The 14,997-nt window shown below is 43.6% G+C and carries 14 protein-coding genes; 8 read left to right on the top strand and 6 right to left on the bottom strand.

Annotated features, from left to right (window positions below; all coding sequences use genetic code 11):
* Positions 1 to 3 precede the first annotated feature (3 nt).
* From rpoA1 to MSED_RS00155, 4 genes are read right to left on the bottom strand one after another with little or no spacing between them, the layout of a single operon-like run.
* Entirely contained in the window at positions 4 to 2,664 is a 2,661-nt protein-coding gene (rpoA1, locus tag MSED_RS00170) for a DNA-directed RNA polymerase subunit A' (RefSeq protein ID WP_011921180.1), read from the bottom strand.
* Positions 2,657 to 6,031, bottom strand: a complete 3,375-nt coding sequence (locus tag MSED_RS00165; protein ID WP_011921179.1) for a DNA-directed RNA polymerase subunit B — start codon at positions 6,029 to 6,031, stop codon at positions 2,657 to 2,659. The genes rpoA1 and MSED_RS00165 overlap by 8 nt, the downstream gene beginning before the upstream one ends.
* A 2-nt stretch (positions 6,032 to 6,033) precedes the next feature.
* A complete protein-coding gene (locus tag MSED_RS00160; RefSeq protein WP_011921178.1) occupies positions 6,034 to 6,285 on the bottom strand; it encodes a DNA-directed RNA polymerase subunit H in 252 nt (83 codons plus the stop codon).
* Between the two features lie 55 nt (positions 6,286 to 6,340).
* Positions 6,341 to 7,627 carry an NAD(P)-dependent malic enzyme gene (locus MSED_RS00155; RefSeq protein WP_011921177.1) on the bottom strand — a complete coding sequence of 429 codons (1,287 nt, stop codon included), beginning with the start codon at positions 7,625 to 7,627 and terminating at the stop codon, positions 6,341 to 6,343.
* A gap of 83 nt (positions 7,628 to 7,710) precedes the next feature.
* On the opposite strand from MSED_RS00155, the gene infB reads away from it, so the two are divergent.
* Entirely contained in the window at positions 7,711 to 9,504 is a 1,794-nt protein-coding gene (gene infB, locus MSED_RS00150) for a translation initiation factor IF-2 (protein ID WP_011921176.1), read from the top strand.
* Here the strand turns inward: infB and ndk are convergent.
* The gene (gene ndk / locus MSED_RS00145; protein WP_011921175.1) at positions 9,494 to 9,916 is read right to left on the bottom strand and encodes a nucleoside-diphosphate kinase; all 423 of its coding nucleotides are present in this window, start codon (positions 9,914 to 9,916) and stop codon (positions 9,494 to 9,496) included. The genes infB and ndk overlap by 11 nt on opposite strands.
* 1 nt (position 9,917) lies before the next feature.
* Entirely contained in the window at positions 9,918 to 10,103 is a 186-nt protein-coding gene (locus tag MSED_RS11890) for a 50S ribosomal protein L24e (protein ID WP_011921174.1), read from the bottom strand.
* Positions 10,104 to 10,176: 73 nt separating this feature from the next.
* Between MSED_RS11890 and MSED_RS00140 the strand changes: the two genes are divergently transcribed.
* From MSED_RS00140 to MSED_RS00110, 7 genes are all read left to right on the top strand, one after another.
* On the top strand, positions 10,177 to 10,419 hold the full coding sequence (locus MSED_RS00140; protein WP_011921173.1) for a 30S ribosomal protein S28e: 243 nt from the start codon (positions 10,177 to 10,179) through the stop codon (positions 10,417 to 10,419).
* Positions 10,420 to 10,423: 4 nt separating this feature from the next.
* Positions 10,424 to 11,071, top strand: coding sequence for a uracil phosphoribosyltransferase (gene upp / locus MSED_RS00135; RefSeq protein ID WP_011921172.1), 648 nt, complete (start codon positions 10,424 to 10,426; stop codon positions 11,069 to 11,071).
* Positions 11,046 to 11,450, top strand: coding sequence for a cytidine deaminase (gene cdd, locus MSED_RS00130; protein ID WP_011921171.1), 405 nt, complete (start codon positions 11,046 to 11,048; stop codon positions 11,448 to 11,450). The genes upp and cdd overlap by 26 nt, the downstream gene beginning before the upstream one ends.
* A 2-nt stretch (positions 11,451 to 11,452) precedes the next feature.
* Entirely contained in the window at positions 11,453 to 12,880 is a 1,428-nt protein-coding gene (gene gatB, locus MSED_RS00125) for an Asp-tRNA(Asn)/Glu-tRNA(Gln) amidotransferase subunit GatB (RefSeq protein WP_011921170.1), read from the top strand.
* A gap of 78 nt (positions 12,881 to 12,958) precedes the next feature.
* A complete protein-coding gene (locus MSED_RS00120) occupies positions 12,959 to 13,666 on the top strand; it encodes a phosphoribosyltransferase family protein (RefSeq protein ID WP_011921169.1) in 708 nt (235 codons plus the stop codon).
* Positions 13,663 to 14,187 carry an MBL fold metallo-hydrolase gene (locus MSED_RS00115; RefSeq protein WP_011921168.1) on the top strand — a complete coding sequence of 175 codons (525 nt, stop codon included), beginning with the start codon at positions 13,663 to 13,665 and terminating at the stop codon, positions 14,185 to 14,187. Before MSED_RS00120 ends, MSED_RS00115 begins: the two co-directional genes overlap by 4 nt.
* Before the next feature lie 167 nt (positions 14,188 to 14,354).
* On the top strand, positions 14,355 to 14,975 hold the full coding sequence (locus MSED_RS00110) for a 2,5-diamino-6-(ribosylamino)-4(3H)-pyrimidinone 5'-phosphate reductase (protein WP_011921167.1): 621 nt from the start codon (positions 14,355 to 14,357) through the stop codon (positions 14,973 to 14,975).
* Positions 14,976 to 14,997: the final 22 nt, after the last annotated feature.

The raw sequence follows: 14,997 nt of genomic DNA, 5'->3' as shown, positions 1-14,997 counted from the left end.
GGATCACCTCTTCCAACCAACTACTCTCTCTAGGACTCTATCTACATCTATGGTCTTGCCATGTGCACTTTGCATTGGATGGACTCCATCTCCACCGTAGAGAGTCTGGATCATCTCTCCATACAGCGTTCTAACCGTACCATCGTACTCAACCCTGAGGTCGGAGAGCGCGTTTATGAGCCTCCTCTGCATGTAACCGCTCTGAGACGTCCTCACAGCGGTGTCCACTAGACCCTCTCTACCACCTGCAGCGTGGAAGAAGGTCTCGATTGGATTTAATCCGCTTCTGAAGGACGAGTAAATGAATCCCCTAGCCTCTGGCGTTATATCCCCAGGCTTAAAGTGAGGGAGCGTCCTAGTGGCATACCCACGTTTTATTCTCTCTCCTCTGACTGATTGTTGACCTAGCATGGCTGCCATTTGAGTGATATTGAGTACGCTTCCCCTTGCTCCAGTTCTTGCCATGATATAGGCATTATTAAATGGATCCAGATAAGTCGTGGCTATCTCTCCAGCTTCATTTCTTAGCTTGTCTAGCGCATCAAGGATGTAACTTTCCAAACTTTCTTCTAACGTTCTACCAGGGATGACCTCGAGTTGGCCTTTTTCATAACTTTCAATGAGCTCGTTAACCTTTTTCCTCGCCTCCTGTGCCCTTTCCGCGATTTTCTTTGTGGCTTCCTCCGGAATAGTTACATCAGAGAGTGTCATGGTTAGACCGTGGAGCTCGATGTACCTAAGGAATACCTTAAACAGATTGTCCATTAACCAGAGAACATAATCCTCATCATATTCTCTGACGAGCCAGTGGAGTATACTCTCAGCCTGCTGGTTTCCTAGCGCTTTCTTGTCAAACACTCCCTCCAGGAGTTTCCCCTTCTTGATCACCACGTAAGAGTCATGAGGGCAGTCCTCATCCTTGCATGACCTTACACCGCTCGATATGTTTGCAGGACCGTGGAAGTTAAAATCTTCAGGAAGGAAGTGACTGACTATCTGCTTCCCCGTGTAGAGCCTTTTAGGGGCCAGGATCGCTGGTTCCTCTAAATTCTTGTTAATGTTAGCTACCCCCAGTATCGTCTGAACTTCATCTTCTGTGAGTAGAGTCGTTTTGACGGTGAGCAGATATGCGCCACTAATATAATCCTGGGCTGAACCTATAATGGGGCCTCCGTATCTAGGGGTTAATATATTGCGATGAACTGTCATCAATTCCTTGGTCTCCGCTATTGCCTCCTCTGACTGAGGAACATGGAGGTTCATCTCATCGCCATCAAAATCAGCGTTATACGGTGGACACACCAAAAGGTTAAGCCTAAAGGTTCTCCCTGGGAGAACTCTCACCTTATGACCCATCATGGATATTCTATGAAGCGATGGTTGTCTGTTGAAAATTACTATATCTCCGTCAACCAAATGCCTTTCCACTATAAAGTTAGGAGCTAGGGTTGCAGCCAGCTCCTTTCTGTCCTTAACATATCTAAGGTCTATTCTCCTTCCATCAGGCCTAACCACATAATTGGCACCGGGCCACTTATCTGGACCGTTTATAACGTATTGTCTCATTCTCTCTATGTTCCATTTAGTTACCTTCTCTGGTACAGTGAGAATTTGTGCGACGTCGTATGGAACTCCAACCTCATCTATACTGATATTTGGATCAGGCGATATTACGGTTCTGGCTGAAAAATCAACCCTCTTTCCTGAAAGGTTACCTCTAAATCTTCCCTCTTTACCCTTGAGTCTTTGTGCCAGAGTTCTAAGCGGTCTACCCGATCTATGCTTAGATGTGGGCAGGCCTGGTATCTCATTATCGAAATAGGTAGCCACATGATACTGCAGGAGATCCCAAAGATCTTCCACAATTAACTGAGGGGCACCTGCATCTATGCTCTCCTTTAGTCTCTCATTTATTCTAACTATGTCCACGAGCTTGTGAGTTAGATCGTCCTCTGCCCTTATCCCGCTCTCTATCATTATTGAGGGCCTGATGGTAATAGGAGGTACAGGTAGTACGGTAAGAATTATCCACTCGGGTCTGCTAGTGGTTGGATCATAACCTAGAAGCTCCACATCAGAATCAGGTATTCTTTCTAATCTTTCCCTGATATCGGAGGGAGTGAGCCTCATTACACCCTCCTTTCTCTCCTCGTAAAAGTTGTAGGGCTTCTCCAGTTTGATTTTCAGTTGTTTCTCTGAGCAATGCGGACATACAGCTGCCTTCATAGACGTTTTTTTCACGTGATCAATGAGTCTTTTAGCCGCTGAGGGCCACCTCTTCTTTATCGCGTCATAAATCTTCCTGTATTTCTCTATATCATTCTCGCTGATCTTTACCCTACCACATCTCCTACATGTGGATCTTAATAGATCATAGACATGCTTAACGAATCCAACATGTATAACGGGCCTTACTAATTCAATGTGTCCAAAGTGTCCAGGACAGTTGCCTATAACATTTCCACAGATTGGACACTTCTGACCAGGCTCTATTATCCCGAGTCTTGAATCCATTACGCTTCCTTCTATGGGCGTCCCATCTTCGTCATACACATCAGCGGTTATTATGGCAGTAACTGACATCTTCCTTATTTCATCGGGGGAGAGTATCCCGAATCTAACTCCCTTTATTATCTTCTCGTTAACTTGATACCTCTCACTCATTGGAATTACCTCCAACAGGAACTTTGTCTCCCAGAACTAACTTAGGTGCGATAACCATGCTCATAAGTTCCTGAAGCAACAACTTGAAGGCATATGATATTACCACGGGGTATAAAGTTGTCTTATCACCATGAATTGGGCATATATACTTGTTCTTAGTCCTATCATACCAGCCTACATATCCGCACTGTTCACAAACGTATACTGTTGCCCTATCTGAGTTATCTAGTAATCTATCCTTGATTAACATCGCTGCACCGTATCCTATAAGGCAGTCCCTTTCCATTTCCCCAAATCTAAGTCCTCCTTCCCTAGCTCTTCCTTCGGTGGGCTGTCTAGTGAGTATTTGAACTGGCCCTCTACCACGCCCATGCATCTTATCCGCTACCATATGGTGTAATTTTTGATAGTAAACTATACCAAACAATATTCTTCCTTTCAATTTCTCTCCTGTTCTACCATCATATACAACCTCTGATCCGTCGCTTAGATAACCATGTTCCAGAAGCTTCCTCTGAATTTCCTCTATGGGAGTATTATAGAACGGTGTTGCGTCAATAGGATTACCAGTGGCTGCTACGAACTTTCCTGCTATCGCTTCCATTATCTGACCTACAGTCATTCTGGAGGGAAGCGCATGAGGATTCAGTATTATATCTGGAACTAGCCCACTAGTTGTATATGGCATGTCCACTTGGGGTATTAGCATTCCTATTACTCCCTTCTGCCCATGTCTAGTAGCGAATTTGTCTCCTATTTCTGGTATTCTCAGGTCCCTAACTCTCACCTTTACTAACTTATTTCCCTCAGAGGTCTCGGTCACCAATACTAGATCTACAGTACCACGTTCTCCGTGCCTAGTTATTATCGACGTATCACGCTTAGCCTGATCAGGTGACAATTCCTTGAATTCCTGAAGGAACCTTGGTGGGCTTACCTTCCCTATTAATACATCTCCTCCCTTAACGTCAACCTCAGGAGAAACTATTCCGTTAGATTCCAGAAGCCTATAGTAATCCTTTCCCTTATATCCCCTTACGCCGGGCTCGGGAAGAAGGATTTCATCCTCTTGCCCTCCTGGATACTTGATTTCCTCGGCGGAGTAAAGCCTGAAGAAAGTGGACCTAAACATCCCTCTATCCACGGACGACTTATTCATGATAACGGCATCTTCCATGTTGTATCCTGTGTAGGACATAAGGGCAAATATCGCATTATTTCCTGCAGGTCTCTCCGTATATCCTATGGCCTCTAAAGCCCTAGTTTGGACTATTGGCTTCTGAGGATAATGAAGGAGATGAGCTCTAGTGTCTGTCCTTATTTGATAATTGGCTGCATACAGTCCTAAGGCCTGCTTTGCCATAGCCGACTGATAGGTATTTCTAGGAGACTGGTTGTGCTCAGGGTATGGAATAATTGAAGCTGTTATGCCTAGAATTGCTGGAGCCCATATCTCTAAGTGGGTATGGTCCTTGGTTACATCCTTTGGCTCAAGAGCTATATACGCATTCTCTTCTTCCTCTGCATCAAGGAATTCAATTTTCCCCTCTTTAACTAAGGTATCAAAGGTTATCTTACCCTTTTTCAGGTTCTCTATATCTTCCTTAGTCACAAGTGGTTTACCGTGCTTAACAACGATAAGGGGCCTTCTTACTCTTCCACTATCTGAATTAATGTATACCTCGTTAAAGGTTTCTGTAATGTTATAGCTTACATTAACCTCATCGCTTAACTCACCCTCTCTTCTGCTCTCTCTTATTTTCTCTGCCAGTTCACGCCCATCAGGATAATAGCCTATTAGTCTCCCGTTTAGAATTACCTTGCTCCAGGTCTGATAATTCTCAGATTGGCCTTCCTCAGACTTAACCTTCTTTATGGCGTCGTCTATAGGGACTACACCCAAATTGTAAAGAGTTCTCTCAAGGCTCTTCTCATTTATTCCAACTGATATCTGGGCCAGGAGAGCTATGTTCTTCACAAGACCGCTGTTAGGACCCTCTGGTGTCTCGAATGGGCACATCCTGCCCCATTGGGTTCCGTGTAGATCCCTGGCCTCAAAGTTAGGCTGACCCCTGGCTAGGGAAGATACAACCCTCCTTAGATGGCTTAACATTGATAACCAATTGGTACGATCTAAAAGCTGGCTTACGCCTGTTCTTCCTCCAACCCAATTTCCTGTGGCAAGTGCATGCCTAATTCTCTCCGAAATTATGTCAGGCCTTACAAGGGCATTAATGGCTAACCTTCTTCCCCTAACCTTTGACTTCTCGAGCTGAAACACTAGGTCCTTAACAAAGGCCTTAAACGCTACTCTAAAGAGACTAGCGAATAAGTCTCCCGCCAATTTCAGCCTCTTGTTAGCATAATGGTCCTTGTCGTCGGGTTCCCTTCTGCCAAGATAAAGCTCGATCAGCTTTGAGACTGCGAAGGCCAGATAGTAAGCCTTGGCTACTCTATCTGATGGATTAGTACCTATATGTGGTAAGAAATATTTATCTAAAATCTGTTCAGCTTTCTGTATCCTCATTTCCCTTTTCTGACCTATAGCTACCCTGTTGCCTATGAAGTCCAATGCGTCTTCCTTTGAAGAAATAGAGCTCGCCTGTTCCAAAGAAGGTAAAAGTTCGTTCTGTATTTGTGGGTCAAGGGACACTGCCAGTGTAATATCTTCGTCGGTCTCTACCCCAAGGGCTCTCATTAATATTGCGAATGGAATTCTACCGGGCGCTGAAGGGAATGAAACGTGGATTGTGGAATCTTTCAATCTCTCTATGGTGATAGGAACCCTATACCCAGAGGTGCTCGAAATTATTTTAGCTGTATGGGTAACATTGGAGCCCGCCTTTCCCACATCAGTCAGAACTCTATTTGTTGCTAAGTCTTCCTGAGTTACGATTACTCTTTCACTTCCATTAATGATAAAGTATCCACCTGGGTCCTTTGGATCCTCTCCTATTTCCACTAGTTTGTCTTGGCTGAACTCCGAAGTTGGATCAGCTATCGATTTGAGCATAATAGGAATATCGCCTATATGAACCTCGGTGGGATCTCCCTCTATGTTGTTCTCTACAGGTGTCATGGTTAGGAAAATTGGGGCAGCGTAGGTCAGGTTTCTCAGCCTGGCTTCCATGGGCGTTATCTCCTTGTCGCCCTTGTCTGCTTCCCTAACCCTAGGTTTTCCTACCCTTATCTTACCTAGTCTAATCTTTAGACCAGGTATCTCGGTGATTATTTCTCCCTGCTCATCTATAATTTCCTGAAGCTTATTCTTTATAAAATCATTAAATGAGTCTAAATGCTGTCTTACTAACCCTCTGGACTTAAAGTATGCCTCTACTATTACCCATCTATCGTCAACTGAAAGCATGCTTATCCACTCACCACATACCTATAAACTACAAGTTCTCCAACTATGGGACTTTTCCTGGTTATTTTCACTATATCTCCCGGCTTTGCATTGATTGTCCTCGCCATAGGATCTGAGGCTCTCATCCAAGGAAGTTGCTCAGGCCCAATACCAAGCTCCTTAAGGACCTTGAACGCTTCCTCAACAGAGAGTACTTCATGTTTAGGAACAAGCACATGCACACTCGGATCTATCTTTTTAGAAGATGAACGCATAACCTACACCCTAGTATACTAGGCAAAGGTTCATAGTGTATATAGTTATAAAAATTTAAGCTATAGATCTTAACTGGGTTCTTGCCTTCTCGATCAAGGTCTTAGCGTTGTCAAATAGTTCATTATAATTTCTAGACACTCTAGCGACGTTCTGCTGTATGGCCCTTACACCCACGGCTGCCGCTACACGAGGATATATTTCCCACTCCGTCATCTTGGGAATTATATAGTCAGGCGTTGCTCCTTTCTCCCTTACGTGACTGGCCAGCTCCCTTGCTGCATCAATCACCATCTCGTCCGTTATCGCCTTGGCCCTAACATCTAGGGAACCCCTGAAAACACCTGGGAAAATGAGGGAGTTATTGACTTGGTTCGGGAAATCACTTCTTCCAGTCGCCACAATTTTAGCTCCGGCTTCCTTTGCCTCCTCTGGCCATATTTCAGGTGTTGGATTAGCTAGAGCAAATACTATGGGGTCAGTATTCATGAGCTTTATCCAACTCTTCTTAATCACATCTGGTCCCTGCTTTGAGGCCGCTATCACAACGTCAGCTCCCTTGAAGGCATCCTCTATAGTGGTCACATTTTCTCCATTGGTTTCCCTAAGTAACTCGTACTTCCAGGGATTTTCTGTTTTCATTCTTTCCTCGTCCTGTCTCCCCCTGTATATGACTCCTGCGGAATCTACAAGAACTATGTTTTTTAGAGGAATTCCAAATTTTCCAAGCAATCGCGCGGTAGCTATGTTAGCTGCACCTGTACCAAAGAGAACAATCTTGATGTTCTTAGGGTTCTTCCCAGTTATTTCAAGGGCTGTAATCAATCCCGCCAAGGTAGCGCCTGCAGTACCTTGCTGATCGTCATGCCAAACAGGGATCTCCATAATGCTCTTGAGTCTCTCAAGAACGTAGAAGCACTTAGGGGATTCTATGTCCTCAAGGTTGATTCCTCCGAATGCAGGTTCCAATAACTTAACTGTCTCCACTATCTTGTCTGCGTCCTTTGTCCCTAAGGGAAGGGGTATAGCATCTACCCCACCTAGAAACTTGAAGATGAGTGCTTTACCTTCCATGACTGGCATGGCAGCCTCAGGACCAATATCCCCTAAACCCAGTACCCTGGATCCATCTGTGACCACTGCGATAGCATTCCACCTATATGTATAATGAAATGATAGCTCTCTATTCTTGTGTATAGCCTGAGAAACGGCCGCCACCCCGGGAGTATAAAGTATAGAGAAATCGTTCAGGGAGTTCACAGGAACCTTAGGCATTACCTGGATTTTCCCTTTGTATCTCACTGCAACGTCCAAAGCCATACTCTCGAAATCAGTTACGACCATTTTTCTCAATCAAAGGAAAAACCGTACTTACTTAAAAATAATAAACAAAGCTCCATCATATCATTCAGGTTCGGTGATTCTGTTTGTCAAAGACAGAAGTGAGACTTAGACAGCCAATTGTCGTGGTATTAGGTCATGTTGATCACGGTAAGACTACCCTTTTGGACAAGATTAGGGGAACTGCAGTTGTTAAGAAGGAACCAGGCGAAATGACCCAGGAGGTTGGGGCTAGTTTCGTCCCAAGCAGCGTTATCGAAAAAGTTGCTCAACCCTTAAAAGGTATAATCCCCGTGAAGCTTGAGATTCCTGGATTGCTTTTCATAGACACTCCAGGTCATGAGCTTTTCTCAAATTTAAGGAGGAGAGGTGGAAGCGTAGCTGATATTGCAATTCTAGTGGTAGACATAACAGAAGGATTTCAGAAACAGACCATAGAATCTATTGAGATCTTAAAAGATAAGAAGGTACCCTTCCTAGTCGCTGCCAATAAAATAGACAGGATACCTGGATGGAGGCCCATAGAGAACGAAACGTTTACAAAATCCTTTAGATCTCAATCACAGAGTGTTCAGAAAGCCCTAGATAATTATGTATACAAACTGGTAATGCAGTTGGCAGAAATGGGCTTTAACGCAGAGAGATTTGACCGAGTAAGGGACTTCACACGTTACGTATCCATTGTTCCAGTTTCTGGGAAGACTGGTGAAGGCTTACCTGAATTGCTGGCGCTTTTAGCGGGTCTGACACAGCAATATCTTAAGACAAGACTAAGGGCAGTGGAAGGACCTGCTAAAGGGGTAATTCTCGAGGTCAAGGAGGAGCAAGGGTTAGGACATACTATCGATGTGATAATCTATGATGGGATACTAAGAAAAAGTGACACGATAGTTCTGGGCGGAATAAACGGAGTAATAGTCACTAAAATTAGGAACATCCTACTACCTGCACCCCTACAGGATATGAGAATGACTAGATCAGGTTATAGGAGCATAGATGAAATATCCGCGGCAGCAGGAGTTAAAATCTCAGCACCGGGCCTTGAGGAGGCTCTTGCAGGATCCCCCCTATACGTGGCTAACGATGAGGCCAAACTTCAGGAAGCTAGAAAACTTATTGAAGAGGAGCTATCTAAGGTGAGGTTTTCTAAAAACTCCACAGGTATAGTGGTAAAGGCAGATAGCTTAGGATCACTGGAGTCCTTGGTCGCAGGATTCGAAAAAATAGGAATTCCAGTAAGAGTGGCTGATATAGGCCCAATCACTAAGAGGGATTTGATCGAGGCTGAGCTCTCAGCCAAGGAGGTTGAGGAGTACGGAATAATTGCAGCCTTCAGAGTAAAACCCATCCCAGGATTAGACACATCTAAGGTTAAGATAATTTACAACGATATAATCTACCAGTTGATAGACGACACTATCAAATACATTGAAGATCTCAGGGAGAGGAGAAAAAGGAGGACCCTGGATTCCCTTGTGTTACCAGGAAAGATCAAGATCTTACCGGGATATGTTTTTAGAAGAAGTGATCCGGCTATAGTAGGTGTAGAAGTTTTAGGAGGCGTAGTGAGGCCAAAGTATCCCTTGATAAGAGAGGATGGACAGAGAGTGGGAGAGGTCTTAGCTATTCAGGATAATAAGAAAAACATTGAGAGAGCCACAAAGGGGATGGAGGTTTCCATGTCAATAAAAGGAAACATTATGATAGGTAGACAGGTCCAGGAGGGAGACGTTCTGTACACCGATGTTCCTCAAGAGGACTTAGAGATCCTCTTCAAGAATTATAAGGACTCGATCACAGAGGATATGATGGAGGTAATCAAGGAGCTAATAAAGATAAAAAAGGCCGAGAATCCCCTCTATGGTATTTTCATTCAGTGATCTCGTTTGGAGAGAAGAAAAGTGACATCTCCCTCTTAGCTTTCTCTTCTGCGTCTGAGGCATGTATAACGTTTTCAGCCTTTGATAGAGCAAGGTCCCCCCTAATGGTACCAGGTGAGGCTTCCTTGGGATCGGTGGCTCCTATGAGAGTACGCATGACCCTAACAGCCTCGTCTCCTTCCACTACCATACAAACTACTGGACCTGAAGTAATATAGCTTACAAGCTCGTTGAAGAATGACTTCCCTATATGTTCCTCGTATAACTTGTTAGCTGTTTCCCTATCAATCTTGACCATCTTCATTGCGGCTATTCGTAGCCCTTTCCTCTCTATCCTTCCTACTATCTCTCCTATGAGTTTCCTTCTAACACCGTCAGGCTTTATCATTACAAAGGTCTTCTGGGTAGCCAATTTATCTTACCCTCGAGTAGGAGGTTGTCCACTTCAGTTTTTTAGCATCCTTATGATACTTTAGCATATATTTCCTGCATTTGTTTGAGCAGAACCAAAGAATCGTACCGTCATTTCTCACATGCATCATGCCAGTGGCTGGCGGTATATCTCCTCCACAGAAACTGCACTTGTGGGAAACTACCATCTTGATCTACCTTATCTCAATATGAGTGAAGTATATAAGTGAATTGCTGTGAGCTTATACAAGGTAAGAAAACATGAGCGAAAAACAACAGTCCTCTTCAATCATTGAGGAATTCGGCTTTCCAGCTGAGGTCATTCAATTATTAGACAGAACTGGAGTAACTGGGGAGGTTACACAGGTAAGGGTAAGGGTTCTTGAAGGAAGAGACAAGGGTAGGATACTAACCAGAAATATTAAGGGTCCAGTGAGACTGGGTGACATTGTAATTCTTAGGGAGACAGAAAGGGAGGCAAGAAAGCTAACAACCAAGAGGTAACCTCATGGCTGTATTTTTACTTGATAAGCCTTTATTTTTACATATATTAACTCAGTTGAGAGATATTAAGACAGATCAAATAATGTTTAGGAAAGGCATGGTCAGATTAGGAAGGCTTATTGGGTACGAAATAGCCAACCACCTCGATTTCGATATAGTTAAGGTGGTCACTCCGCTAGGAGTGGAAGCAAAGGGGGTAGTAATTAAAGACCTAGATAACATAATGATCGTCAATGTGTTAAGAGCAGCTACACCACTAGTTGAGGGGCTCTTGAAAGCATTTCCGGCAGCGAAGCAGGGTGTCGTGGCCGCCTCCAGAAGGGAGATGGAAAGTTCCTCTCCACCCACGGAGATGGAAGTTGAAATAACATACATGAAGATTCCAAAAATCTCAAAAAATGACATCGCTATTATTGCCGATCCTATGATAGCTACCGCGAGCACCATGATGAGGATACTTGGCATGGTATCTCAGCTTCAACCCAAGAGAATAATTATTGCATCTGTGATCGCGTCTGAATACGGAATAACCAAAATACGTAACAAGTATCCCGATGTTGATATCTTCACGGTGTCCATAGATCCTGAGATAAATAACAGGGGCTACATTGTGCCTGGGTTGGGTGATGCAGGTGACAGATCCTTCGGATGAGGAACTCTTGAATCTGGCTGCAAACGCAGCCAAAAATTCCTACTCGCCTTACTCAGGGATAAGGGTAGGGGCGGCATTAGTTGGAGAGAACGGAGAGGTTATACTGGGCACTAACGTGGAGAACTCGTCCTATGGTTTATCCATTTGTGCCGAGAGGGTTGCAGTGTTCACCGCGGTAACGAAGGGTATTAGAAAATTCAAGAAAATCGCTATCTCCCTTTCTGATGGGAGCGGGATAATGCCGTGCGGAGCCTGCAGGCAAGTCCTTAGGGAGTTTGGAAGGGATATCCTAGTGATAACTAGAGATAAAACTGGGAAAACCACAACATTTTATTTAGATGATCTGTTACCGCATTCATTTACATTGAAAGGTGAGTAAGGATGAGCGAACCTAAGGCTAGAATAGGTCTGGAAGTTCACGTCCACTTGACTTCCCTGAAAACGAAACTTTTCTGCCCTTGCCCCGCGGATTACGTGAATCTGGATCCCAACACGGATTTGTGCCCAGTTTGCCTAGGTCTTCCCGGTGCCATACCAGTACTAAATGAAGAGGCCCTAAACAAGGCCTTGATGGTCGCTATAGCCTTGGAATGCGAGTATCCCAAGTATCTGACTTTTACTAGGAAGCATTATTTCTATCCTGATATGGCAAAAAATTATCAAATTTCTCAGTATGATGGGCCAGGAAGTATGGCTATTGCGAGAAATGGTAAGATCGCTCTTGGTGAAAAAATTATTAGAATTAGAAGGATAAATATAGAAGAAGATCCAGCTAAGACTATCTATCCCACAGGATCCATGTTAACCAGTACATATACTCTCCTGGACTACAACAGGTCTGGAATGGGAATGCTAGAAATAGTTACGGAGCCTGACCTAGAAAACTCTAAGGAAGCCAAATTATTCTTGGACAAGCTAAAGTCTATATTGGAACACTTAGGAGTGTGCGATTGTGAGATTGAAGGTTCCATGAGAGCTGACGTAAACATCTCTGTGGAGGGGGGAGAGAGAGTTGAAGTCAAGAACGTTGGATCCCCCAAGGACGTTAAGGAAGCAATAGAGTATGAGGTAGCCAGACAGAGGGCAGCTATATTACAGGGGCAAAAGGTGCCGAGAGAAACTAGGCACTGGGATTCTGCCAGGAAGGTTACAGTCTCGTCTAGGGCAAAGGAGACCGATGAAGATTATAGGTATTTTCCAGACCCAGACCTTCCTCCTTATGAGATCTCCTCCGATCTTATCAGGAAGATTAGGGAAAACCTACCAGAGCTTCCGGATGCTAGGATAGAGAGAATGATAAAACAATATGGAATAAGTAGGTATAATGCTACAGTTCTAGTGATGGACAAGGCCCTGGCTGACCTATTTGAGGCGACTGCCAAGAATTACAATAACTACGAGAAATTATCCAACTTAATAATCAACGATTACCTCAGATGGATAAACGACAAAAACATGAAGATAACAGATTCTAAGGCCACACCACAACACCTGAGCCAGTTGCTAGAGTTAATGGATAAGGGTACCATAACGATAAAGATCGTTAAGGAGATATTGCCCATTATAATCACCGAGGGTAAGATGCCCAGCGATATAGTAACGGCGATGGGTCTGACTACAGTGTCAGATGAAAAATTAATAGAGGGGATAGTCGACGAAGCACTGAGGAATGAGCCCGAGCTACTTCAGAAGGTTAAGAAGGATCCTAAGGTCGCCAATTACCTCGTAGGAATAGTAATGAAGAAAACAGGAAAGAGAGCAGACCCTAAGCTAGTCAATGACATCATCAAAAGAAAGCTAGGCATTTAATCAGTGATTTTTTTACATCATTTGATCAGCACTTAAGATCTCAATCATCTGTAACAAGAATTGGAAGGGGATATTTTAATGATTCGCGATGGAAGCAAGGACAGGGACCTAAGGGATAGGCTTTTGGCTGTAGATCTGCTAAGGGAACTAAAAAACAAGTACACCTATAAAGAACTCTCTAGGCTATTGGGACTACAGGAGAGCCTCCTATGCAGATATGTCAATGGATCTACGGTCCCTAGCGAGCAACAGGCAAGAGACTTGATTAGTAAGGTAGGTCAGAAAGGGTTCCTTCACAGATTTTTTCAGGATAAAATAAGGAAATTTCCAGATTCCTTTATAGATACGTCTGAGCTCCTTCATTACCCTAGCATGTTAAAGATACTCCTAGAAACTCACGTTTCTCGCTTCGAGGACGTAGAAAAGATTGTTGGTATAGCAAGTAATGGAATACCCTTTGCCACCATCGTAGCCACCATACTTGATAAACCGCTAATCATCGTTAAGAAACATAAGGACTCCATACATCTGACATATGTGGAAGAGAGTGTGAGGGAATCGGATAGTGTTGTTGTTAGCATATATGCAAGGAAAGATTTCATTTCTAAATCAGACAGGGTTCTCATAGTCGATGATGTCATGAGATCCGGGAAAACATTACTTTCCACGTCAAAACTTGTCAGAAAAGCAGGTGGTAGAGTAGCAGGGGCTCTCATCGTTGTAGCCAAGAGAGAAAACATTAACTCCGTAAACGAGTTTCCGATGGAGGTAGTATTCGACCTTTGAGTATTGCCAGGATAGCTAAGGGAGTTTACATGGTAGCTGGTAAGACGTATGGGTATCTAGCAAACTCTTATTTAATTGAAAGTGAAGATACGTTCTACCTAGTTGACACGGGTGGGAATGAACAGCCAACTGAATTACTAAGAAATGTCCTGGAGATAGCCAAGGAAAAAACTAAATCCATGAATGTGATTTTGACTAGTTGCTTAAGGGACGCTGCTGCTGGTGCAAAATTTCTAGTTGACATGATAAACGCTAGAATAATTATTCACGAGAGGGATTCGACAGGGCTAAGGATGGGAAGTTGCGCTAAAGAAGAATATCCAGCCACTTCACCTTTTATGGTAATAAGGGAAAAGAAGACTCGCTTAGGAAACCTTGAAATAATTAGATCCAGTTCGCCTACACAAGGTTCGATTATTTTGAGGAACAACGATAGCCTCTTCGTTGGGGCTTCAAGGTTGACCCCATTCGACCCCAAGATTAAATATATTTTCGGCTTATATGAATACAAGAGGTACTAAAATGGTATACGAGGAAAATTGTGGATCTTGCTTTAGGCCCAGAATAGTCAAGTTCTGCGGTGTAAGGAATATCAATGTGTGCCATGAATGCTGTGTAAATTGCGAAAAGAGATCTAAATGCGATCTGAGAGTTTGGTTTTATAGCCTAAAGCCCGTAATTCGATGAGATGAGACCTTACATAATTATCTCTAGCACGATGACAATTGATGGTAAGATTGCAGCTAAGGATTCGTTCAGCGAACTCAGCTGTAGGTATGACAAGATCAGGCAACATATGTTAAGAGCGCAAGTAGATGCTGTGATGATAGGAGCCAGAACTGCTAGGGTGGATAATCCACGCCTGACTCTAAAATACTACACGGGGAAAAATCCTATCAGGGTTATCGTAACTAACAGCGGGGATTTGGATCCTGGATTGAAAATATTCAATATTCCCCCATCCACAGTAGTTTACACCAGGAATCTTAGCGATTCCCTAAAAGAGCTGACAAAAAAGGGTGTATACGTTAGAACGTTTTCGACTCTATGTGATGCAATGGCTGATCTTTATAAAACGTTTTCAGTGAGAACGGTAATGGTTGAGGGTGGAGGGAAACTGAATTGGTCACTCATGAAAGAAGGATGCGTAGATGAGGTCAGGGTAACTGTTTCTCCAAGAGTATTTGGTTCCGGCACCTCTATCTTTGATGGAGATGGTTTTCCAGGATCCATGTCACCTACTCTTAAGCTACATTCAGCATATAGATGCCAGTGTGGAGAAGAAATAGTCTTAATCTACAAGAAGTAGTCAAACAAAAATTAAAAGAAAA

Origin of the sequence: Metallosphaera sedula DSM 5348 (assembly GCF_000016605.1) — an archaeon.
GTDB classification, from domain to species: Archaea; Thermoproteota; Thermoprotei_A; order Sulfolobales; family Sulfolobaceae; genus Metallosphaera; species Metallosphaera sedula.
This window is presented reverse-complemented; position numbering and strand designations above follow the sequence as displayed.

What these genes read in the sequence shown, in the direction of transcription:
- rpoA1 (WP_011921180.1), bottom strand. Translation starts at nt 2,664, where the DNA reads ATGAGTGAGAGGTATCAAGTTAACGAGAAGATAATAAAGGGAGTTAGA.
- MSED_RS00140 (WP_011921173.1), top strand. Translation starts at nt 10,177, where the DNA reads ATGAGCGAAAAACAACAGTCCTCTTCAATCATTGAGGAATTCGGCTTT.
- gatB (WP_011921170.1), top strand. Translation starts at nt 11,453, where the DNA reads ATGAGCGAACCTAAGGCTAGAATAGGTCTGGAAGTTCACGTCCACTTG.
- MSED_RS00165 (WP_011921179.1), bottom strand. Translation starts at nt 6,031, where the DNA reads ATGCTTTCAGTTGACGATAGATGGGTAATAGTAGAGGCATACTTTAAG.
- MSED_RS11890 (WP_011921174.1), bottom strand. Translation starts at nt 10,103, where the DNA reads ATGGTAGTTTCCCACAAGTGCAGTTTCTGTGGAGGAGATATACCGCCA.
- MSED_RS00110 (WP_011921167.1), top strand. Translation starts at nt 14,355, where the DNA reads ATGAGACCTTACATAATTATCTCTAGCACGATGACAATTGATGGTAAG.
- MSED_RS00155 (WP_011921177.1), bottom strand. Translation starts at nt 7,627, where the DNA reads ATGGTCGTAACTGATTTCGAGAGTATGGCTTTGGACGTTGCAGTGAGA.
- cdd (WP_011921171.1), top strand. Translation starts at nt 11,046, where the DNA reads ATGCAGGTGACAGATCCTTCGGATGAGGAACTCTTGAATCTGGCTGCA.
- MSED_RS00120 (WP_011921169.1), top strand. Translation starts at nt 12,959, where the DNA reads ATGATTCGCGATGGAAGCAAGGACAGGGACCTAAGGGATAGGCTTTTG.
- MSED_RS00160 (WP_011921178.1), bottom strand. Translation starts at nt 6,285, where the DNA reads ATGCGTTCATCTTCTAAAAAGATAGATCCGAGTGTGCATGTGCTTGTT.
- upp (WP_011921172.1), top strand. Translation starts at nt 10,424, where the DNA reads ATGGCTGTATTTTTACTTGATAAGCCTTTATTTTTACATATATTAACT.